Source organism: Sphingobacterium sp. GVS05A, from assembly GCF_019969845.1.
Lineage (GTDB): Bacteria > Bacteroidota > Bacteroidia > Sphingobacteriales > Sphingobacteriaceae > Sphingobacterium.
Genome location: NZ_JAHXYR010000006.1, coordinates 268988 through 291861 on the forward strand (window position 1 = coordinate 268988; position 22874 = coordinate 291861).

Genomic DNA, 22874 nt, shown 5'->3' on the forward strand with positions numbered 1-22874 from the left:
GAAATTCAATATGAAAAAATATACGATTCGTTTTACCCTTTCGGCGGCCTTGCTGCTATTTATGATGAATTCCTGTAAGAAAAATTTTCTTGATGTGGTTCCAGACAATGTCTCTACCATTGACCACGCTTTTTCCAATCGTAATGAAGCAGAGAAATTTTTGTTTACCTGTTATGATGGGCTGCCACGGGAAGGCCATCCGGAAATGAATCCAGGTATGAACACTGGAGATGAGTTTTGGATTTATTGGCCAATGCCTACCAGAGAAGATTATTCGACCCTATCTCCGTATAATATTGCTAGAGGACTTCAAAACAGAAATAAGCCAGAAATGAATTATTGGGATAGTTTTGATGGTAAATCGATGTGGAATGGTATTCGGAACTGTAATATATTTTTAGAAAATGTTGATAGGGTTAAAGACGTGGAGCCATATATGAAAGACCGCTGGATTGCCGAAGCCAAATTTTTGAAGGCTTATTTTCACTGGTATTTATTCAGAATGTATGGTCCTATTCCGGTTGTTGATAAAAATTTGCCAATTAATGCCTTGCCTGATGAGGTAAAGGTAAGTCGTCAGTCTACAGACTCCGTTGTAAACTATATTGTTAATCTACTCGATGAGGCTGCTGCAGGGGAGGGAAGTGTGGGGCTACCAGAAAAAATATTAGACCAAAGTACAGAGCTGGGTAGAATAACCAAACCTATTGCACTGGCAATCAAAGCCAGAGTACTTGTTACTGCGGCAAGTCCTTTGTTTAACGGAAACCTAGATTTTGCAAATATTAAGAATCGCGATGGTAGGGCATTATTTAGTGCGACCTATGATCAAAAAAAATGGGATAAAGCAGTGGAAGCATGTAAACTAGCCATCGCTGCCGCCAAAAAAGTGGATATAAATTTGTATCACTTTAATTCACCGGGAAAGCCAGTAGATGATTTCACGAAAACGGAAATGAGCATCCGTAATGCCGTATGTGAAAAATGGAATACGGAGCTGATCTGGGGGACAACCACTAAGCCAGATGACACTTGGACCTTACAACTCTATGCTAGTCCACAACTAGATCCAAATGTAGCTAATCCAAGCTTAAAGGGGCAGCTTGCACCTACTTTGAAAATGGCTGAATTATTTTATACAGAAAATGGTGTACCTATTACAGAAGATAAAACCTGGGACTATGCCAATAGATTTCAACTGCGAACTGCAACAGCTGCAGATTTTGGGATACAGAATGGCTATCAGTCTGTTGGTCTGCATTTTGACAGAGAACCTCGTTTTTATGCTGATATGGCATTTGATGGATCTACATGGTATATGGAAAATGCAAATTTTAACATTAAGGCTAAATCAGGACAACATTCTGGAAAAAAGCAAACCCGTATTTATTCGGTAACAGGTTATTATACCAAGAAACTGGTGAACTGGAAAATGGTGGCAACTCCGATAAATGTAGTTGTTGAACGCTATCCATGGCCTGTAGTACGTCTAGGAGATCTTTATTTGCTTTATGCTGAGGCATTAAACGAGACAGATAATAAGGCGCTTGCGCTGGAATACGTTAACATGGTAAGAGATCGGGCAGGGCTTAAATCTGTTGAGTCTTCTTGGACTAACTTCTCTAAGAATCCAAATAAATATACCGATAAAAATGGTTTAAGAGATATTATACAACAGGAACGTCTAATTGAAATGGCCTTTGAGGGCAGCCGCTTCTGGGATCTCAGACGCTGGAAAAAGGCTGGAGAGATTCTGAACCAACCCATTTATGGCTGGGATGTGATTCGGTCAGAATATGCCGATTATAACCGAAGGATATTATTATTCAATCAAAGTTTTAACAGTCCGAGGGATTATTTTTGGCCGATAAAAGACGATAATATCCTGGTAAATCCGAATCTGGTTCAAAATGGAGGCTGGTAACAAAAGCTAGATAAAACTTAGTATTCAAAATCAATCATTAGAAAAGAACAAAAATGAAAGGATTAATATATATGTTATATGCAGGATTGTTGTTCGTCGGAACGATCGGATCCTGTCGTAAAACGGAGGTGGGGACGATGGATAAAAGTGATAAGCAGGCTCCGGGGCCTGTGAGCAACGCCCAGGTTGAGAATTTAAATGGAGCGGCCAAAATAACCTATAGCTTGCCACAAGATGATGATTTATTGTATATAAGGGCTGAGTATACGACGAAACAAGGGATCGTTCGGAACACCAAGGTTAGTAGGTATTTGGACAGTGTTGTTTTACAGGGCTTTGCCGATACGGACGTTTATGAAGCAAGGTTATATGCCGTGGATAAAAGTGAAAATGTCTCTGTACCATTGCTTGTAAAAGTACAACCCAAAACACCACCTTTTGAGCTTGTTAAACAAAAGCTAGTAGCTAGTGCTGCTTTTGGCGGGTTGGATGTTGGTTATCAGAATGTGACTGAATCGGATGTAGCCATAGTTATTTTAGCAAATGATAAACTGGGCAATTTTGCGCCACTGAAAACGCTGAATACGAAGCTAAAAACAGGAACGTTCGGTGCAAGAAATCTCGCTGCCGTAGAAACCCGATTTGGACTGATGGTACGGGATCGCTGGGGTAATTTATCCGATACCACCTATGTGACTTTAAAGCCTTTCTTTGAAGCACAATTGGATAGAACAAAAATGAAAGGATTAAATATTAATGGTACTGATGCGAAAAATTATCCTGGAAACGAAGTTGAGTATCTTTTTGATGGTGATGTAAGTAATAAAACAGCTTATCATACCATTGACCCGGTAAGTATGCCCCAATGGTTTACCTTCGATATGGGGCAAACTGCTAAGTTGAGCCGTTTAGTCTGGTTTATGAGACAAGGGTGGTATTTTCATCTCCATAATCCAAGAAAAGTGGAAATATGGGGCTCCAACAATCCGAGCCCGGATGGCAGTTTCACCAACTGGATATTATTAGCCGAACACGAACAGATAAAACCATCAGGTTTGCCACCGGGACAGAATTCTAATGCTGATATTGAAGCTGCACTAGAGGGGGAGACCATCAGCATTCCTGTAGATGCTCCTGCAGTAAGATATATCCGCTTTAAAACCTTGCGGAATTGGTCAGATGGAGTTTATGTGAATTTTACAGAATTAGCGCTGTGGGGGAATCCACAATAGAAATTTGGTGTAAATAATTAATAGTGAAAATATGAAAATGACTAAATATCTGACCTGTTTCTTCCTTGTCACTGTAGGATTATATATGAGTTCCTGTACCAAAGAAGATGAGTATAAAAAAATTACAAAGGATGGCGAAATTTACTACCCCGGGAGAGCAGATACTGTGCTCGTCCATGGTGGTAATAAAAGAATTAAATTACAGGTTGTTTTGGGAAATGATCCGCTGATAACCAAAGTTAAGGCCTTCTGGAATAATAATGCAGACTCGACAGAAGTAGACGTTGTAAAAACAACGGGTAAAGATACTGTTGATCTGTTGATTAATAATCTTTCTCAAGGTACCTATTCTTTTGATGTATATACATACACTGGACCTAAAGCTAAATCAATAGTAAAACAAGGAACTGGTATGGTGTATGGGGATAATTACCTAAAAGTATTATCTAACAGAACGGTAAAAACGTTAAGTTATTCATTGGATGGGGGCAAGCTCTTTATTGACTGGAATTCTCCATTGGAGGGGGAAAAGTCCATTGAGTTAAAATATACTACTGAAACTGGTACTACCCAAACCATGGTGATTCCCGGAGGAAGTTTAAAAACAGAGATTTCGGGCTTTAAGAGCGATACTAAGCTTATTTACAAATCTATATTTTTACCTGAACCCAAGGCAATAGATGAGTTCTCAATAGCACCGAGTGAGGTCGCACTTCCAGCATTTGAGCGCGAAGTGGATAAGGCAAACTTTAAGGTCTATTCCCTTCCTACAGATGTTCGGGATAATTGGGGTTGGCTGATGGAATATCTTTGGAATAAAGATTACGACGGCAAGGGCTTTGCTTCCACTGAAGGGCCTTCGCAATGGTTTACTTTTGATATGGGGGAATCTGTTTCTATTAGCCGATTTAAAACCTGGCAAGCTGCAGACCGTATCTTTAGGGCTGAGAATGTGAAGAAATTCGAAATATGGGGCAGCAATAGTCCTGCTTCAGACGGATCTTGGGGAAGCTGGACAAAACTGGCCGAATGTCAATCCATAAAACCTTCTGGATTACCGGTCGGACAAACAACCGATGGAGATATCAACTACGCAAAAGCAGGCGAAGATTTTAAGCTTCCTCCGGGAACGCCTAAAGCGCGGTATATTCGAATTAAAGTACTGGAAACTTGGGGCGGAGGTACATTTATCACAATGGGAGAACTGACTTTCTGGACAAGTGATCGGATCGTAAAATAATAATCATTTTTTAGCATGCGCTAATACAAGAATATTCAGGGTAAAGCCATCAGATTTTACCCTGAAATTTATACGAAATTCAAACAGGTAATACAATGAAACCAACTATGTTTAAAAACACAATTACAACACTTTACTTAGCTCTTGCAGTCAGTGCCGCTTTAGCACAGACGAACGCTGGTTCATCTAAACTAATTAAGATCGACGGAAAAGGTAGCGGACGTTTTTTTGATGGGGTCGGCGCTGTCAGTGCAGGCTCTTCATCAAGATTATTGATAGATTATGCCGATAAATCCAGAAGCGATATTTTAGATTACCTGTTCAAACCAAACTTCGGTGCTGGCTTTACTTACCTTAAGACTGAAATTGGGGGGGATGGTAACACCACCTGTGGTTCGGAACCAAGTTTTGCACGAACAAGGGCAGAAATGGAAAAACCTCATTACAATCGTGGATTTGAGTACTGGCTGATGCGTGAAGCAGCAAATCGAAATCCGAATATCGAACTCGATGCCCTGGAATGGAGCATGCCCGGATGGTTTAAAGGGGTATGGTCACAGGATAACGCTGACTACCTGGTCAAGTTTATTGAAGGTGCAAAACACTGGGGACTCAAGATGAAGTATATTTCAGGTTGTTGGAATGAACGCGATTATAACAGGGATTGGATTGTCAATGTTTTAAGACCTACACTCGATCGAAATGGCTTTAAAGATATTAAAATAAATGCACCCGAAGGTGCTGGTAAAGCATGGGAAATCAGTGATTTGCTGGTTAAAGACTCTGTATTCAGAAATACAATTTCATCGATCAGCTATCACTATCCGGATTCCTATATGTGGGGATATAGAGGTGAAGAACCAAATCCAAATTCTGTTTTGACAGAATTACCCTTATGGTCTGGTGAGGATTTTTCATTGCCTGGAGCATCCTGGAGAAACACGACATATTTAGCCAAGAACATTCTAAAGTGTTACATCAAATGGAAAATAGTGAAAGTAAATATGTGGTGTCCGATTGCTTCAATGCCCGATATTTCCTGTTTTTCGAACGTAGGCTTGATGAAAGGGACCACACCTTGGTCAGGATATTATGAGGTGTGGCCAACGATCTGGGCAGTAGCGCATTTTAACCAGTTTGCCAAACCGGGATGGAAATATCTCGATAGTGGCTGTGGGGAATTCAGTGGGGATGGTGCTTACTGTACTTATAAAAACATGGATGGCAGCAATGATTATAGTATTGTGGTGGTCAGTGGTTCAGAGGGGCAGAAATTAACATTCAATATCGCTGATCTTCCTAAAGATAAGTTGCATGTGTGGAAGTCGGACAGTAAAAGCCAATTTGTACAACAGGAAGATGTTTCTGTAGTCAACGGAGAAGTTACATTAGCTGTTGATCCGGAGAGTATTTATACGATTACGACAACGACAGGTCAGCAAAAGGGAGTACACAATATTCCTAAAGAAAAAGCCTTCCCAACAAAATACAGTGATAATTTTGATAACTACTCTTTAGAAAGAGCACCACTTTCGCCAAAATACTTTTATGACAACTCGGGTGCTTTTGAATTGGCGCAATCTGAAGGGAATAATAAATACTTAAGACAATTGCTCGTAAACGATATCACGCACTGGATTCCGGATGAATGTGCCTATACGTTTGTTGCACAAAATACGGAATGGGAGCAGGGCGAGATTTCTTCTGATGTTTTTGTCGAAAATGATGCCTTTAATGGAGTCGGTTATGCCGGACTAATTTTGAGAGGAGCCTATGATAAAGCCAATCAATCAAATATTCCTTTCGGCTATCGTTTTAATATCTATAAAGATGGTACATGGAAACTTCAGACAAAGAAAAATATACTTGCAAGTGGAAATGTGGATGCCAGTAAATGGCATAAATTGAAGCTGACCGGAAAAGGAAGCAATATCAAAGGTTACATAGATGGCCAACTCGTTGTTGATGTACAGGATGATACCTATTCAATTGGTGCAGCAGGTTATGTATCGGGCTTTAATTTTGCCGGATTCGACAACCTTGTCCTCAATTATACGCCGGCTTCAGGTCAATTGCTGTCTGCATGGAAACCAGCTACCTCTCCAGCTGATCCCGTGGGACATAGCTTGATTGGAGCATTTGATGGAAATAGCCTTTCCAAGTGGAGTCCAAAAGCTGATGGTACCGAGCAGCATCTGGTCGTGGATCTTGGTTCTCTACAGAGAATCAAAAGATGTGAAACCTTTACGGATTTTGTAGATAAAGGAGCACAATACAAAATTGAGTATTCCGCCGACAATGTGAAATGGTCTGTTTTTGCAGATAAAACCAACAATGCTAAAATATCAATTCCATGTTTTGCTGATGAGGGCAATGCCAAAGCGAGATGGGTACGATTGACAGTGTTGCCTGCCAAAGACAAGACTATTGCCAATATCTATGAATTTAAAGTTTATGGAGATTAATTAGCTTTCCATATAACAATGAGGGATTTGAAACACTATATATCATGAAGAAACTGTTAACTGTATTTTATTTTTGCTGCTTCGCTCTTACAACTGTATCTGCTCAGCAAAAGCCCTTAAAATTGTGGTATGATAAACCAGCGGAAATTTGGGAAGCCACATTACCGCTGGGTAATGGCAGGTTGGGAATGACACCCGATGGCGGTATTTTAAAGGAGCGTATTGTCCTGAACGATATTACTTTATGGTCTGGAAGTCCGCAGGATGCCAATAATTACGAGGCCTACAAAAGCCTTCCGGCTATCCGGCAACTTATTTTACAGGGGAGAAATGATGAGGCGCAAGCATTGGTAAACAGCAATTTTGTTTGTAAAGGCGAAGGCTCAGCAGGAGAACGGTGGGGTAAATTTCAAACAATGGGTGCATTGCAGATCGATTTCACTTATAAGGGCGATCAGGGTGTGGGACAAAAAGTTGAGAACTACCGTCGCGAACTCCTATTGGACCAAGCCATTGCGAACTGTACATTTACACGTAATGGTGTAAATTATAAACGAGAGTATTTTACAAGTTTTGATGATGATGTCGATGTCATTAGGTTCACAGCAGACAAGCCAGGGCAGCTCAATTGTCGTATTGCGATGAATAGACCTGAACGTTATCAGGTTAATACGGTGGGCAACGAATTGCAGATGTCCGGCCAGCTCAATAACGGTACCGATGGTAAAGGGATGAAGTATCTGGCTCGCGTACAGGCTAAATTGAAAGACGGAACTATCCGTCCAGAAAATAATAATCTGGTTATTGAAGATGCTACTGAGGTGTTGATTTATATTTCTGCTGGAACTGATTTCAAGGGCTTTACCTTTGAAGAAAAGACAAGTCAATTTTTGTCCGCAGCGATGAAAAAAAGTTATGATCTACAAAAACGCAGTCATATAGCTGCATTCAGCAAGCTCTTTAAACGTGCTTATATTGATCTTGGAGAAGGGGCAGCTGCAGATTTACCAACAGACCGTCGGATAGCCAATTTCTACAACAATTTCAATAATGATCCATCACTTGCTACTTTGTTTTTTCAGTATGGGAGATATCTGAGCATCAGTAGCACCCGGGTAGGACTGTTGCCACCAAATTTACAGGGTCTTTGGGCGCAGGAGATCAACACACCATGGAATGGGGATTACCACCTGGATGTGAATGTACAGATGAATCATTGGCCTCTAGAGGTGGTCAATCTATCTGAACTGAATCTGCCACTTGCAGAATTGGTGAAAAGTCTTGTTGAACCGGGAAAGAAAACCGCCAAGGCTTACTATAATGCTGATGGCTGGATTGCGCATGTCATTACAAATGTCTGGGGATTTACTGAGCCCGGCGAAAGTGCATCATGGGGAGCATCAAATGCGGGGTCAGGATGGCTATGTAGCAATTTATGGGATCATTATGCTTTTACAAATGATTTAAATTATCTAAAAGATATCTATCCTGTGCTGAAAGGTTCTGCGGAATTTTATAAAAGCGTGTTAGTGAAAGACCCTAAAACAGGCTGGATGGTTACTTCACCCTCAGTTTCGCCAGAGAATACTTTCTATATGTCTAACGGAAAGACAGCAAGTATCTGTATGGGACCTACCATTGATAATCAGATTGTGCGGGAGCTGTTTACTAATGTGATCACAGCCTCCAAAAAGCTGAAAATTGATCATGCGTTTAGACAGGATTTGGAGAATTTGCTGCAGGCGATACCTCCAGCTGGAGTGATCAGCAAAGATGGACGTATACAGGAATGGTTGGAGGATTATAAGGAAATCGAACCGACCCATCGCCATGTTTCTCATTTATATGGGGTTTATCCAGCACCATTAATCACGCCTTTATCCACTCCCGAACTTGCGGAAGCTGCAAAGAAGACACTTGAAGTGAGGGGAGATAATAGTACGAGCTGGTCAATTGCTTATAAAACCTTGTTTTGGGCAAGACTTCATAATGGAAACAGAGCGTTCAAATTGATCCGGGAAATGCTAAAACCGGTAGCTGACCCGAATAATATGGGCGGTGGTGGAGGTGTTTATCCGAATCTATTTTCCGCACATCCTCCATTTCAGATCGATGGCAATTTTGGTGCTACAGCTGGTATTGCGGAAATGCTTTTGCAGAGTCACGATGGCTGTATAGATCTGTTGCCTGCTTTACCTGATGCATGGAAAAATGGCGAGGTGAAAGGCCTCAAAGCGAGGGGCAATTACACGGTCGACATGAAATGGAAAGAGGGTAAATTGATCAAGTATACCATACGCTCTGCTAAGCCAGAGAAAATAAAAATCAGACTAAATGGTGGCTACCAATGGTACACCACACTTAAAAATATTTAAGTAGCTGTTCAAAAGAATGCTTCTCATGTGCATTGAATAGTCGAATAGTCGAATAGTTGAAAGTAGGCTGTGGGGCTTTTGGGGCTCACTGTTTTGTACCGGCATAAAGGTTTTATCTTGACAGTAGTGTGATCTTTATGTTCGGTTCTATCTATCCAGCTATAAAAAATAGAATCGATAGGAAGTTTGTTCGTTTTTTAAACTTTTTATCGGTTTTATAAAATAATTACTGTTATAACCAATCAAAAATTATGTACTTATTTAAACCTGTAGGACCCGCTGCATATAGTGCGCGGGAACTAATAAAAAGGACCGCAATCCCATTAGCTGCGTCGTTCTTTTTAAGCACAAGCTATCTTCCTGTACATGCCTTTCATCAGCCAGCTGTACAGCAACAGTCGACAATTACCGGAACAGTTAGGGATGTTCGAGCAGCACCACTTGTAGGGGTTACGGTTCACTTAAAACGAACCAATCAGACCGTTAAAACGGATGAACAGGGACGCTTTAACATCAATGCTTCAGCCAATGATGTCTTATTGATCACTTCTGTCGGGTATAAGGAACAACAGGTTCTTGTAGGAGGATCTAAAAATTACAACATTACGTTGGAGGAAGATACCAGGATGGTGGACGAAGTTGTTGTCGTAGGCTATGCGACCCAGAAGAAAGTAAATCTTTCTGGTTCGGTCGCAAGTGTATCCGGTAAGAGAATGACTGAGCGCCCCGTACCTAATGTTCAAAATTTATTGCAGGGCCGTATTGCGGGACTAGATGTGGTACAGCCTACGGGCGAACCGGGTCGGGACAATGGCAGTATGCGGATCAGAGGGCTGGGATCAAGTGGTGCATCGCCTAATCCATTGGTGCTCGTTGATGGAGTCATAGGTTCAATATCGAACCTTTCACCTCAAGATATTGAAAATGTAACTGTACTAAAAGATGCGGCATCAGCCTCGATCTATGGAGCCCGCGCGGCGAATGGTGTAATTCTGGTTACCACCAAAAAGGGAAAAGCAGGGACCAGCAATATCGAATATAATGGTTATTGGGGAACTAGTGAAGCAACGAAATATCCCGATCTGATTACCAATTCCGTTACCTATATGGAAATGTATAATGCCGCACGTGCCCGAAGTGGTCAACCGGCCATATACACCCAGGAACAGATTGATAGTTATAAAAATAATCCCAATAGCGAGGCATATCCAAACTTCGACTGGCTGGACTATATTTTGGGGAAAGGACCTGTTCAAAATCATAACCTGAGCTTTTCAGGGGGAAGTGAAAAGAGTACACATAATCTGTCCTTCAATTATTTGGATCAAAATAGCATTACAAAGGGCTATCTATATAAACGGTACAATGGACTTGCAGATTATGGTACTCAGGTACATAAAAGAGTGAAAATAGGTACCAATGTTAATTTTTCATACGAAGACTTTAAGGCTCCCTGGATGACCAACGATGATTTGTTGTTGTTGGCCTATGCGTCAGCGCCGACGTTCAAACCTTGGTTACCCGATGGTAGTGGGCGTTCCGCTGGCAGAGACTATATGAATACCGGTGGAACAAATAGAACCGCAGAGGAAGTGTTTAATACCGGAAGACAACTGACAAAAAAATATAATGTAAATGCCCAAGCTTATATGGATGTTGATATTATGGATGGTTTGAAATGGTCAACAAAGGCTGCCTTTGCTTTTTTCAACGAAGACTATCGCAATCGTCAGTTTGGTAGCCCTTCTTTTGCCTATCATCCCAATGACAAAGGTGAATATGAACAGTCGGGTAATGGAAGTCCCGATTTTGTAGGTCTCCGACAATCGTCCGGACGTAGTCTGACGAAGACTTTCTATTCTACTTTGAACTATGTGAAAACCCTAGCATCCGTACATAATATCAGTATTTTGGGAGGTTATGAGCAACAGGATAACCGCACGACAAGCATAGGCGGAGGACGATATGACTTTCCTAATAATACGATTATGGAACTTGATGGAAGTTCGGCAAGAGAACAATCATTGAACGGAAGTTCTTTTGAATGGAGCCTTAAATCTTTATTCGGAAGAATTAATTATGATTATAAAGGGAAATACTTTGCTGAAGGGAATATCCGCTATGATGGTACATCCCGGGTAGGATCCAAATACAGATGGGGAACCTTTGGTGGCGGATCAGCTGCCTGGCGTATTTCTGAGGAGGATTTTATCAAAGATAATGTCGGGTGGCTCGATAATCTTAAATTGAGAGCCTCTTATGGCGCTTTAGGCAACCAGGAGATAAGAAGGGGTGGTAATCTGGATTATTATCCATACCAGGAGGTTTTGGACAATGTGACCTATCCTTTTAGCACACTTGAATCTGGCGCGATAAAAACCCGTCTGGTGGAAAAAAATCTGCGTTGGGAGAAGACCGCTATTACCGATTTTGGTTTAGATATCGATATCTATAAGGGCTTATTTGGTGCAACGATTGACTGGTATAGTAAAAATACGACTGATATATTGGAAGAGCGCACTGATGTCCCTGCTAGCCGTGGTTTGACGCCACCGATTATTAATGCTGGAGCTATGGTAAATAAAGGGATTGAGATCGAATTACGTCATCAGAATCAAATTGGAACGTTTAATTATGGTGCCAATATTGTTTTTAGCCGCTATCGAAATAAGGTGACTAAAAGATTGACAGAAACTCTTGGAACAATTGAGATCGGAAGGCCGTATGATAATTTTTTTCTGTATGACTGGATAGGAATCTTCCAAAGTGAGGCTGAGATTGATAATTCACCGAAACAGCCTAACTCAGGTGTGCTTAAACCAGGGGATCTGAAGATGAGAGACGTGGATGGTAATGGAATTATCGGCCCAGAAGACCGCATTCGTATCAGTCGGTTTCCAGATTATACCTATTCATTCAATTTGTATGCTGGTTGGAATGGATTTAATATCAGCGCATTCTTTCAAGGAGTACAAGGACAAAAAGTTCAGGTGAGTCATTGGGGCTATGAACCATTTATGCAGGGATCAGCTCCTCCGACCAAATTTTTGGATGCTTGGACACCTACGAATCCAAGTAATACCGTGCCTGCTGTTTATCTGACAGGTTATGCGGGTGTATCAGGTTATCCTTCTACATACTTTCTTCAGGATGCATCTTACCTTCGACTGAAAAATCTCTATCTGTCCTATACTTTTCCAGAGTCGATGACGAAACGGATAGCTGCAAAAGGAATTACATTGTATGTTTCCGGAGATAATCTGATTACCTGGACAAAATATGAAGGTAATGATCCCGAAAGATCGGGCTCGGGACGGTTTGCACAGTTCCCACAGATCAAAATGTATACAGCGGGGATTAAGATCAAATATTGATCGAATCCATTTGTTATAAAAAAATCGGATGTAAATATAATTTAGCAAAGATGAAAACAAAATATATTGGCATAGCTATGATCGCGATAGCTATGACGGCAATGCTGACCTCCTGCAATGAAGATTTTCTCGATAAAGACCCTACCACCAAAATTGATGGTGCCGCATTCTGGAAAACTGATGCTGATACAAAATTGGGCTTAGCAGGTGTATATCGGAGATTGCAAAGTGGATTTTATGGGCAGGGTAAATTATGGTTGGATGCTTACTCGGACAATGCGTTAGATCGACATTCTTATTATGGATTTGGTGATCTGACCCGAGGTATTGTCAACTCGACCAATGTCACAAGTACATTTTACACCATACCCTATGCAGGGATCTCTGGCTGTAATTTTTTTCTCGATAATATTGATAAATCGCCTACGGTTGATGCAAAGAAGACAGTATACAAAGCTGAAGTACGTTTTATACGGACGATGTTTTATTTTGACCTTGTTCAGGCCTTTGGTGGAGTTGTTCTTTATCAAACTGAGCCGGCAACAGTTGAAGACGCTAAAATAGCAAAGAGTTCAAAGGAGGATGTACTGAAATTTATTCATAGGGAGTTGGATTTTGCAATAGCAAACCTTCCTGACGAGGCTTATAATGGACACGCTGTGAAAGCCAGTGCTCAGGCTCTTAAAACAAAGGTGTATCTTTTCCAGCAGAATTGGTCCGCTGCCGCTGACTTGGCCAAGCAGATTATCAGTGGAGGAAAGTTTCAGATTTATCAGGGCGGATATCAAAATCTATTTCTCACAGCTACACAACAAAATAATCCGGAGATCATATTCTCCACAAAATACCTCGCACCAAATAACCCGCAGGGCGGAGAAGGGGTATTGGTTGAAATAGGCTGGTATGGTAGTATTGCTCCCTATCAAAATTTGGTGGATGCTTATGAAATGAAGAATGGAAAGCGGATCAATGAAGCTGGATCTGGTTATGTTGCTGCTAATCCTTATGAAAACAGAGACCCCCGTCTTAAAATGACAATTAAAGTGCCTACCGAAAAATACATAAATCCCAACGGTCAGGAGTTTAAGGAATCTGATCCATTGTTGACAGGTTATGTACAAAAGAAATATTTAGACTTTTCAAAACTGCCATTTGACAGAACGAAGACTCCATTGACGGATCAAAATATTGTCCATACCCGTTATGCAGATGTATTACTTATGTATGCGGAGGCCAAAAATGAGGTGAGCGGACCAGACGCAAGTATTTACAAAGCGCTTAATGAGATTAGGGAAAGAAAAGGTGTTGAGATGCCGAAAGTAGATGAGACGATTTACAATACCAAGGAAAAATTACGCGATTTCATTTTACATGAGCGTCGGATCGAATTAGCATTGGAAGGACATCGTTATTATGATCTCAAGCGGCGAAACCTGATGGAAAGTACGTTGGCCCCACTTAAAAACCCTGGTGGTGCACCGTTGAAATTCGGTGAAAAAAACAATGTACTGCCTTTTGCACAGTCAGAACTTGATCGTAACAAGAATTTGGTGCAAAATGAAGACTATAATTAAATTAGTAGCTTTTATTCCCCCTCACCTTTAGCGGTGGGGGGATAATAGTTCAGCTTTAAACGATTAATATCATTTATAGCAAACCAATAAGCACAGTATGTTTACTGATTTTATCCTTTATCTTTTTTGTTAAAATTAAAACGTCTTGCAATACTGAATCCCCATCTAAATTGCCCTTTCCCCCATGAACTATTGGTCTCACTGATAAACTGTGATTCTTGTATCGCTGTTGCATTTGTAAAATTGAGATGAAATATATGTCCACCTGTGTCCATTTCCAAACCAACACCTAAAGCATTGTAGTAGCGTTGGCCAGTAACCTCTTCGCGGTATTTCTTTTTCGAGGATTGGCGGAAGGGGAGGAAATAGTCGGCAACGAATGCTATCCTCTTACTGACTTTCGCCCTACCACCAATACCGATTGCAAACATGTTATTCTGATCATTATAAGCTGTATAATTACGGTGAAGATAGGAGGGGACAACGGTAAGAGAAAAACTCGAACTGAATTTTCGAGCAATAATCAATTGCGTCACATAGCTCAGACGATCACTGAACCGTTCGAAACTTGCCGCTGAATGTTTTTCTTCCGAAGCCTCCATCGCGGATACGACTGTGCTTCCAAAAAAAGCGATCGAAACAGGTACACTATTGTCTGTTGTTTGTTCAAAAAAGCGGTATTTGATATTACCCTCATAGAGCTGTCTGACTTCTGTGGCACCTTTCGCTCTGGCGATTCCAATGTTGATATTATCCGTTAAACCATAATCAAAACCGATCCTGATATCTGTTGAATTATCAAGACCGAAGAAATTTTTTGCTCCGCCGGCACTTCCTCCAATATCTCCAAACCGGTGATCTACTCTGAAGTCCATTTCATTTCGATGAATGGTTTCAGTAGTTTTTAGATTGATCAAGTTGCCTGATTTAAATGTGGCAGTAACTTTTTCGTTCTTTGGCCCTTCAAGCTTGATCATTTTATCGAGACCTTCCTGTGCAACTACTTTCAGCGAAATAATAGATAGCATTATGCATAGTATACTTTTCATAATTGAATGGAATAATTATTAGTTATAAGCAGCTTCTATTTTTACTTTCACGACCTCCGCAATTTTCTTTCCGACGATGGAGGGAATACTGATTTTATGGTCTGCCAGTCTGACATCAAAGGCTGCGATAGCTTTTATTGCACCATTCTTCACATTGAAAGTTGCCGCGGTAGAATAGGATTTACCGACACCGTGAATTTGTAAAGTACCTGAGACATTTAATTTGTAGGTGCCATCTTTGGCTAATTTTTCACATTCTTCGATCTTACCTTTAAATTCAGAGAGCGGATATTTATCGCTCTCCATATAGTTTTCATTAAAATGCTCCTGCATCAGTTTTTTATCAAATTGAAATGAAGTAATTTTTACGCGAAAGATAATTTCTCCTGTTTTGATATTTAGGGCAGACCCGGCTAAACTGCTTTTCGCTTCTATATCTTCCAGGGGGGCACTGCTGAAAAAAGAAATGGTTGCAGCTTTGGAGACTAAGGAATTTGTCTGCTGAGCGAATGTAGCTTTACTCCCGAGCAATAACAGGAGTATACTATAGATATGTATCTTATTCATATGAGTTTTGCATTAGTTTTCCGGAGTATTGCGTTTGATCCAAGCATCCAGCAATTCTATTTCTTTCGCTGTCAAGGTGCCCCCGATGGGCATCGTTTTGGTCACCAATACGACGTTGTTAATTCTTGTAATATGATCTTTGACAGAGTTATATCCGTTAAATTCCCAGCGTGCACTGGCAGGTCGTCCAGCGGTATGGCATGACCTGCATTTGGTTTCAAAAAGTGCTTTTGCAAAATTTGTATAGGATACATTTTTTACGGTAACTTCTTCTGGCCCCGGAGGTTCAGGAGATAATTCCTCTGCTTGTTTTTTCGTACATCCTGTAAGTGCAATAGCTATTACAACAATAGTCGCAATAGTCAACATGAACTTATTGTTCGGGATGAGCCGTATAGCTATTTTTAGTTTTTTCATCTGTATCATTTTTTTCTCGAAGTTGATGAAGCTATCAGCTTTATTTTTTACATATTTTTATCTGCTGTTGCTGTTCAAGGACTCGTTCGAATGTTTGGGACTCCGTTCAGCTGGCCGTTTATTTGAATAAATCATTGTAGCTTCATAAACTATAATTTAGCTAGTAGGTGCGGTAGTTGTTTTGTCATTCAAGATTGGCCATACAGCGGGGCGAGGGAAGCTAATTCCTTTGTTGTCACCACGTTGTTGATCCTGACCAAAATAGTACGTAGGCCATCCTTTGAAAGTCAATTGTTTTTTACCAAAAACATCGATAACCGAGATATCTGCCGATTTTATGAGGGACGGTAAGGCTCCTTTGTCCATTTGATAGATCGGCCAGACAGCATCATTACTGAAATCGGGTTTGGTAAACGTATTTTTATTGAATTTGTCGGGATTAAAGGCATAAAGTGTTCGGCCTTTATCGTCGGTTAAATACAAGGTGTTACCCGTACCTTCCGTGTAATCTCCCAAATAGTTTTTTCCATCATGCCCGACAAGTTGTGCATTGGCAACCATGAGCAGATAATCGGGCTTTGCCACATACCAGATTTTATTTACGGCATCTCCTTTTACAGGATCAGATTGGCTGTCTCCAGCATAATAATATAGTGGCCAACCTTTGTAGGTACTTTGTTTGCCACCATCAGCTCTCGTAATTTCGCCCAGAAGACTTTTATCTATCTTCATATCAGAACTTGTCTCATTGTTATGATAAACCGGCCAGGTTGATAGACAATTTCCTGTACATGCTGACATGCCTTTTGTATCATTTGAAAAGAAATAGAGCGTTTTCCCATTAGCATCTGTCAGAATAGTTCCAAATTGCGCATTTGCAGCGGTCTGTATTCCTTTCTTTTTATCCTCAGGGGCTTTATCGTCATCTTTAGAACAAGACGAAAATAGTGATAACAAGAGAACGGCCATTAGGGCTGTTTTTACATTTTTTTTGTTGAGTTCCATAATACTAAGTTTTAATGTTGATACTACCGTTTACGACCATGCTCTGGAAAAGGTTGCCTGCAATGAAAAAAATATTTTTTTCATTGCAGGCAACCTTTCTTATTATCTCATCGTACTACATTTTATACTATATTTATCAAAAGAAAAGCAACAATATCGAGTGGCGATAAAAGAAGTTGACGAAAAATCTATCCATATTATTAAGGGATGCATAAATGAGGACCGTAGATCTCAAAAAGATCTTTATACCACATATTATGCGCTGGCACTGGGTATATGTTTACGATATGCCGATAATAAAGAAGATGCAATAGGTATTTTAAACGAGGGATTTTTTAAAGTATTTAAAAATATAATCAAATATGATTATCAAAAGCCTTTATCTGCCTGGATAAAAAAAATCATGACAAACACGGCAATAGATTTCTATCGCGCGAAAATTAGACAGGGTTACCTGGTCGATATAGCTGTGGTCGAACATGCTATTGCCGATAATGATACGATAACTCAAAAATTGAATTACGAGGATTTGCTACTGATGATACATCGGCTTCCACCGGCCTATCGTACAGTGTTTAATCTTTATGCGATTGATGGGTATGGACATGAAGAGATCAGTGATATGCTAGGTATAGCAGTTGGAACTTCAAAATCCAATTTGCATAAAGCCCGTGGACGACTTGCTGAAATGGTGAAAAACCAAGAGGAGACAAAAGGTAAAACTGGGGAGAATACATGATGGAAAAGGACAAGAACAAGATTGATGAGATCTTTAGAGAAGGTCTCGATGAAGCCAATTTTGACTTTAATGAATCGCATTGGGAGGAGATGGAGTCTCGATTGAACAATGATCGAAATGAAAGAAAGCCAACATTGTATTTCCTTACAGCACTATCTGTGGCGGCAGCCGCAGTTCTTGCTCTTTTTTTTATTTGGAATATGGAGGTACCGGTAGAAAGCAAAAAAATGGATAATTCTGGTCCATCTGCTGCTATAAATAGATCTGAGAAACAGGTAGGGGATACGATTATTCAGCATGATCTTTCACGGATAAGGCCTCAAGGAAAAACGGAAAATATAAAATCCGGGTTGAAAGAAAATGTTGATTTTAGTCTGGGGGAAAAAACTGGAGGGGAGCTGACACAAAATAATACGATAGCAGCGCTCCCAGAAGCAAATCATGGTATCCTACGGCGGATCGATACAAAAACCGATTTTACAGTTCCGAAAATGAAATTTAAAGCTGGGCAACTACTACGTTTTAACTTATCGGTAGATCCGGTTGAAACAACAGGAGATCGGTTAGCCGCGTTGTATAATCAGAAGCAGGTGGAGGAGCCTAGTGTGCAAAAAAGAGAGTCGTCAGTGTTAACACTTTTGGCGGGACCTGATCTAACTAGTGTAAAAGGTGCCGGTAAATCTTCCTTAAGTCAGAACGTTGGTTTGGCTTATTCCTATCCACTAATTAAAGGGTTGAGCGTTTCTGTTGGCGCTATCTATGCCAAGAAGAATTATAAGTCGGCATATAGCTTTTATTCTCCGTCGAATCCCCCACAACTGACACAGTTGCCTAGCCAGGTCAGTGCCGTATGTGATGTGATCGATGTCCCCCTGACAGCAAATTATACGGTATTGAAAAGTAAAAAGGTAAAGTTTAATGTAAGTGCTGGTCTGTCCAGCTATTTTATGCTGAAGGAAAAATATACATTTGACTATGAAGGTGAAGCTAATTACGGAGGCAAAAAGGGTGCAGTCTATGGGGCCAAAAGCAGTTACGAAGATAAAAAAAGTGTAAGCTATGAGGTCAATGGCGAAAACCAGCATATTTTTGGTGTAGCAGACTTTTCGATATCGGTTGAAAAGAAAATCAGCAACAAGATCAATATAGGCATAAAACCCTTTGTTAAGATACCTCTAACAGGAATAGGATATGGGAATGTGGACTTACAATCAAAAGGTGTCGCGTTTACACTCGGATTGAGTTTGTAATATGATACGATCAGTATATACCGATCAAGCTGTTCATGTTTACAGCTGAATAATTCTGTCGGACGAAAGAAAAAGAGAGGGACAATTGATTGTTTCAACCGTCTATATTGTTATACGGATAGATCATAATGCTTGAATCGGGTACAACTGTATGCAATAAAGTATGCTGTAGAAGGACAGTGGATCTTAATGAATTACAGTTGAATAATGCAGAATATTTCGTATTTTCAAGAGAACATATTATCAAATAGACTATGCATACCGGAAGAAGATACAGTCCCCAGGAATTTTTCAAATGGACTTTCCGCGATACCTTGTGGATACTTTTAATTGCTACAGTCCCTACCGCTTTATATTATTTTGGCTGGCATTTTCTTGCATTACCCTGGCAACCCCTTGCCCTGTTAGGGACTGGCTTGGCTTTCATTGTCGGGTTTAAAAATAATGCGAGTTATGGGCGTATTTGGGAAGCGAGGCAGATCTATGGCAGCGTGATCAACGACAGTCGTAATTTCGCATTTTTGGTACGTGATACAGCCGGTGGAAAGCAGAGCCCGATTGTAAAACAATTGTTCTACCGGCACTTTGCCTGGCTTACCGCATTGCGATACCAACTTAGGGAACCACGTAATTGGGAAAATACCAGTCGTAAGAGCAATCAAGAATTTCTGCGTACACATTATCGTATTCCTGAATGGGATGGCAAGTTGGAGGAAGTGTTGGGAAGCTACCTGGAAGAAAACGAACTCACTTATATTCTGTCCAAAAAGAATAGGGCAACCCAATTGTTGGCATTACAGTCGGAACAAGTTGCAGCCCTGAAAAAAGAGGGGCATATCAATGATTTTCAATGGTTGGAGCTGCAACAGGCTATCATCCGGCTGATCGATGATCAGGGAAAAGCCGAGCGTATCAAAAACTTTCCTTATCCGCGCAATTTCGCTTCGGTTACGACTTATCTGATGTTTGTGTTTATTTTATTATTACCTTTTGGTTTGCTCCGGGAGTATGATAAATTGGGCGAGGGGACGTTTCTGGAAGGATATAGTATTTGGCTTAATGTTGTGTTTTCGACAATCGTAGCATGGGCATTTCATGTTTTGGATACCATAGGGGAGAGCTCCGTCAATCCATTTGAAGGTAGTGCCAATGATATACCGATTACGCAAATTAGCCGAATGATCGAAATTGATATGCGTGATATGTTGGATGAGACTTCGCTACCGCAACCTATTGTTGCTGAAAATAATATTTTAATGTAAACCGTTTATTCTGTCTGTCGTAGCTTTTTTGTTCTTTTTAGCTCAAAATCAACATGTGTGTAAAGGATTGAAAACAGAAAGAAAAAAAATATCTACTATTTTGGTAGATATTTTTGTTTTTATGCTTTTAAATCTTTATATTTGTACTATCATAATTTAGGTTTATAATTGGTTATTTAAAGGTTTTCATTCTCCCCGTTTGAAAACCTTTTTTTGTTGATGTATTGTTTTAATCAATGATCAATTCATGGTCTATTTGTAGTTCAATACCCTTTTGTGAAAAAGATCCTACACCGGTTTCAATTTTAATGTAAGATCCTTGTATTTATCATTTCTCTCATCCTTTTCGGGAGTATAGGGAAATGTATGTCTTAAACTGAAAGTGCTAGAATTTTTGTTGGAAATATTATTTATTTCAATCACTATGCTAGGAGTCTGTTAGTTCATTCGCATCTTATGAATCTTGTTTGAAACATAGGCATTATATTGTATGAAGCTTGGATATTGCTCTGTTTTAGCCATTTCTGGGATAATAATAGCTAATTCAGTACCCAAATCTAAAAACTGTGTCTCCAAGAGCTTAAACCTATTTTCATCAGCACGCTCTTTAGCCTTGGTCATTTCAGCGCATAGGTTTTCCAGCTTATCCAAATATTTTTCTGCTTTCTCATTGTTTAACTCGGGACGATTTGCGTTTCCTACCTGGTCTGTCGCTTGTCTATTTTGCGCATTGTCCTCTTTTTTGCCAGCCTGATTATTGTTGAAGAATGTATTTAAACCAAAAGCTAGTAGTGTAAACAGGGGTAGAACAATCAGCATGATAACCGGTCTGCCACCGTATTTTTTAAATTTGATGTAAGAGTATACCTCCCAATATAAGTAAACCGATTGCCAAACCTATATTTCCTAAAAATTCATAAACAGGAAGTAATATTCTTGGGATTCTATAAGATGATTGCTCACTAAAATAACTGACTCCAAGAGCCAAAAAAAATGCGCCAATAAATCCCATTGCGAAGGATTTAACTTTTTCTGCAATTGCCTGAACGTTGTTTGCTGTTGTCATTTTGTCTAAGGTCTAACGGGCTGAACAAATAGCATCAGCCTTTATAAACTAAAATTAATGACTACTATAAAGTTAAATCTTATCTATTTACAATCCGTGATATTTTGTTTACAATTCGATAAATTGGAGGACTGAATGCCGGTTACTTCGTATTGGATCTTCGCTACTGATTAGTAATATGCTATGCCGGATTAAGATCGATCAATTCGTGGTGATATCTATCTAAAGATTTTTGAAATCATATTTTAACGAAACCGGTTAATATGATGCAATTTTTCAATAGAAGGTGTAGCTCAGATTGAGGATGCGATCTTCAAAATAATGAGTCATTTTAGCGGTTTCAGATTTTCGTTGTATGGTCGTTAGAAAGCCTTTTTTATTATACGTCATAATCAACTCGCTTACTTTTTGTCCATTCCAGCTATTTTGCATCAATATCAGATTTTTGTTTTTGTCATAGGTATATTTTTCATTTCTAGGCTCAATACTGGCATTTGTTTCATTTATTGCCAGTAGAAGTCCATCTTTAAAATCATATTGTTCGGAGGGTATGGTCTTGGCAGCACAACCAGGATGGAGAAATTGAACAATAGGTTGATTATTTAGATAATAATACGTCATCTTTTGGTGACATGTATCTTGACTACCCCCATTTTTTACAAAATCGAAGAATTCTGTACGTTCCTCTGCCTCAAATTTGTTCTCTGTAAAATAACGATATCGCCAGGAAGAAAACTTATTTTCATTGATCATGCTATTTAATAGATTTTCATCCGGCCAAGATCCTTTGAGAATGATTTGATCTAAACCGGGAACAGGTTCTCCCATCCAATCATTATTTTGTGTTCTATTGGGCATTTGAGCGTTCAAGGAAAAGATTCTGATATTGTCAACTCGATTTTTTTCGTCATACCCATACAGCTTTATTTTTACGATGCCGCTATGATAATCAATTCTTGCTTCTCTAGCGACAAGACCATTGGTATTATAGTTATATGCTGTATAAAAAACAGTATCTATTTTTTCTCTATTGTATCGGGTCATATTTATGCTCACCAAAAGACCATTGGAATCAAATGCATAATGATTGGCGATTCCATTTTCCTGACTTTTGATGGTTACATTTTTTACTTTATTTTCCTTCATAAAAGTTGGATTGAATGGGAATATTGTCTTTGTGAAATAACCTTTTATCTCAACCGGTGTAACCTGATAGAAAGATGGCACTTGAGCGTTTCCGGTCATTGGAGCAAGGGATGCCAAAATACCGATGAAAAGGGAAAAAAGACTGTAATTCAGGTTTATCATACTTTAAAAATTATACTGGATCGTAAC

17 protein-coding genes are annotated in these 22874 nt (G+C 39.8%); 10 read left to right on the top strand and 7 right to left on the bottom strand.

Annotated features, from left to right (window positions below; all coding sequences use genetic code 11):
• The first annotated feature begins 10 nt into the window (after positions 1-10).
• From LC454_RS16630 to LC454_RS16660, 7 genes are all read left to right on the top strand, one after another.
• Positions 11-1924, top strand: coding sequence for a RagB/SusD family nutrient uptake outer membrane protein (locus tag LC454_RS16630; protein WP_223583599.1), 1914 nt, complete (start codon positions 11-13; stop codon positions 1922-1924).
• A 53-nt stretch (positions 1925-1977) separates the two neighbouring features.
• Positions 1978-3156 (top strand): DUF5000 domain-containing lipoprotein, encoded by a 1179-nt coding sequence (locus LC454_RS16635; protein ID WP_223583600.1) that lies wholly within the window; start codon positions 1978-1980, stop codon positions 3154-3156.
• Between the two features lie 31 nt (positions 3157-3187).
• Positions 3188-4396 carry a DUF4998 domain-containing protein gene (locus tag LC454_RS16640; protein WP_223583601.1) on the top strand — a complete coding sequence of 403 codons (1209 nt, stop codon included), beginning with the start codon at positions 3188-3190 and terminating at the stop codon, positions 4394-4396.
• A 95-nt stretch (positions 4397-4491) separates the two neighbouring features.
• Positions 4492-6861: a discoidin domain-containing protein gene (locus tag LC454_RS16645; RefSeq protein WP_223583602.1), complete on the top strand. Its 2370-nt coding sequence runs from the start codon at positions 4492-4494 to the stop codon at positions 6859-6861.
• A gap of 44 nt (positions 6862-6905) precedes the next feature.
• Positions 6906-9236: a glycosyl hydrolase family 95 catalytic domain-containing protein gene (locus tag LC454_RS16650; protein WP_223583603.1), complete on the top strand. Its 2331-nt coding sequence runs from the start codon at positions 6906-6908 to the stop codon at positions 9234-9236.
• A gap of 251 nt (positions 9237-9487) precedes the next feature.
• Positions 9488-12610, top strand: coding sequence for a SusC/RagA family TonB-linked outer membrane protein (locus LC454_RS16655; protein WP_223583604.1), 3123 nt, complete (start codon positions 9488-9490; stop codon positions 12608-12610).
• 50 nt (positions 12611-12660) lie between these two features.
• Positions 12661-14184, top strand: a complete 1524-nt coding sequence (locus tag LC454_RS16660; protein WP_223583605.1) for a RagB/SusD family nutrient uptake outer membrane protein — start codon at positions 12661-12663, stop codon at positions 14182-14184.
• A gap of 110 nt (positions 14185-14294) precedes the next feature.
• Here LC454_RS16660 and LC454_RS16665 read toward each other — a convergent pair whose 3' ends face one another.
• The 4 genes from LC454_RS16665 to LC454_RS16680 all read right to left on the bottom strand — a co-directional run bounded on the left by LC454_RS16665 (position 14295) and on the right by LC454_RS16680 (position 17222).
• Positions 14295-15212, bottom strand: coding sequence for a DUF5777 family beta-barrel protein (locus LC454_RS16665; protein WP_223583606.1), 918 nt, complete (start codon positions 15210-15212; stop codon positions 14295-14297).
• A 39-nt stretch (positions 15213-15251) separates the two neighbouring features.
• Positions 15252-15800: a YceI family protein gene (locus tag LC454_RS16670; protein ID WP_223583607.1), complete on the bottom strand. Its 549-nt coding sequence runs from the start codon at positions 15798-15800 to the stop codon at positions 15252-15254.
• A 12-nt stretch (positions 15801-15812) separates the two neighbouring features.
• Positions 15813-16217, bottom strand: coding sequence for a c-type cytochrome (locus LC454_RS16675; RefSeq protein WP_223583608.1), 405 nt, complete (start codon positions 16215-16217; stop codon positions 15813-15815).
• Positions 16218-16373: 156 nt separating this feature from the next.
• Entirely contained in the window at positions 16374-17222 is an 849-nt protein-coding gene (locus LC454_RS16680; RefSeq protein WP_223583609.1) for a hypothetical protein, read from the bottom strand.
• On the opposite strand from LC454_RS16680, the gene LC454_RS16685 reads away from it, so the two are divergent.
• The 3 genes from LC454_RS16685 (at position 17212) to LC454_RS16695 (ending at position 20473) form a co-directional block, all read left to right on the top strand.
• On the top strand, positions 17212-17961 hold the full coding sequence (locus tag LC454_RS16685; protein WP_223583610.1) for an RNA polymerase sigma factor: 750 nt from the start codon (positions 17212-17214) through the stop codon (positions 17959-17961). The two genes, LC454_RS16680 and LC454_RS16685, sit on opposite strands and share 11 nt — an antisense overlap.
• Positions 17958-19211: an outer membrane beta-barrel protein gene (locus LC454_RS16690; protein WP_223583611.1), complete on the top strand. Its 1254-nt coding sequence runs from the start codon at positions 17958-17960 to the stop codon at positions 19209-19211. The genes LC454_RS16685 and LC454_RS16690 overlap by 4 nt, the downstream gene beginning before the upstream one ends.
• Positions 19212-19465: 254 nt before the next feature.
• Positions 19466-20473, top strand: coding sequence for a bestrophin family protein (locus LC454_RS16695; RefSeq protein ID WP_223583612.1), 1008 nt, complete (start codon positions 19466-19468; stop codon positions 20471-20473).
• 438 nt (positions 20474-20911) lie between these two features.
• On the opposite strand, the gene LC454_RS16700 is transcribed toward LC454_RS16695, so the two are convergent.
• From LC454_RS16700 to LC454_RS16710, 3 genes are all read right to left on the bottom strand, one after another.
• Entirely contained in the window at positions 20912-21292 is a 381-nt protein-coding gene (locus tag LC454_RS16700; protein ID WP_223583613.1) for a hypothetical protein, read from the bottom strand.
• Positions 21293-21317: 25 nt separating this feature from the next.
• A complete protein-coding gene (locus LC454_RS16705) occupies positions 21318-21539 on the bottom strand; it encodes a hypothetical protein (protein WP_223583614.1) in 222 nt (73 codons plus the stop codon).
• Positions 21540-21815: 276 nt separating this feature from the next.
• Positions 21816-22847: a hypothetical protein gene (locus LC454_RS16710; RefSeq protein ID WP_223583615.1), complete on the bottom strand. Its 1032-nt coding sequence runs from the start codon at positions 22845-22847 to the stop codon at positions 21816-21818.
• Positions 22848-22874 lie beyond the last annotated feature (27 nt).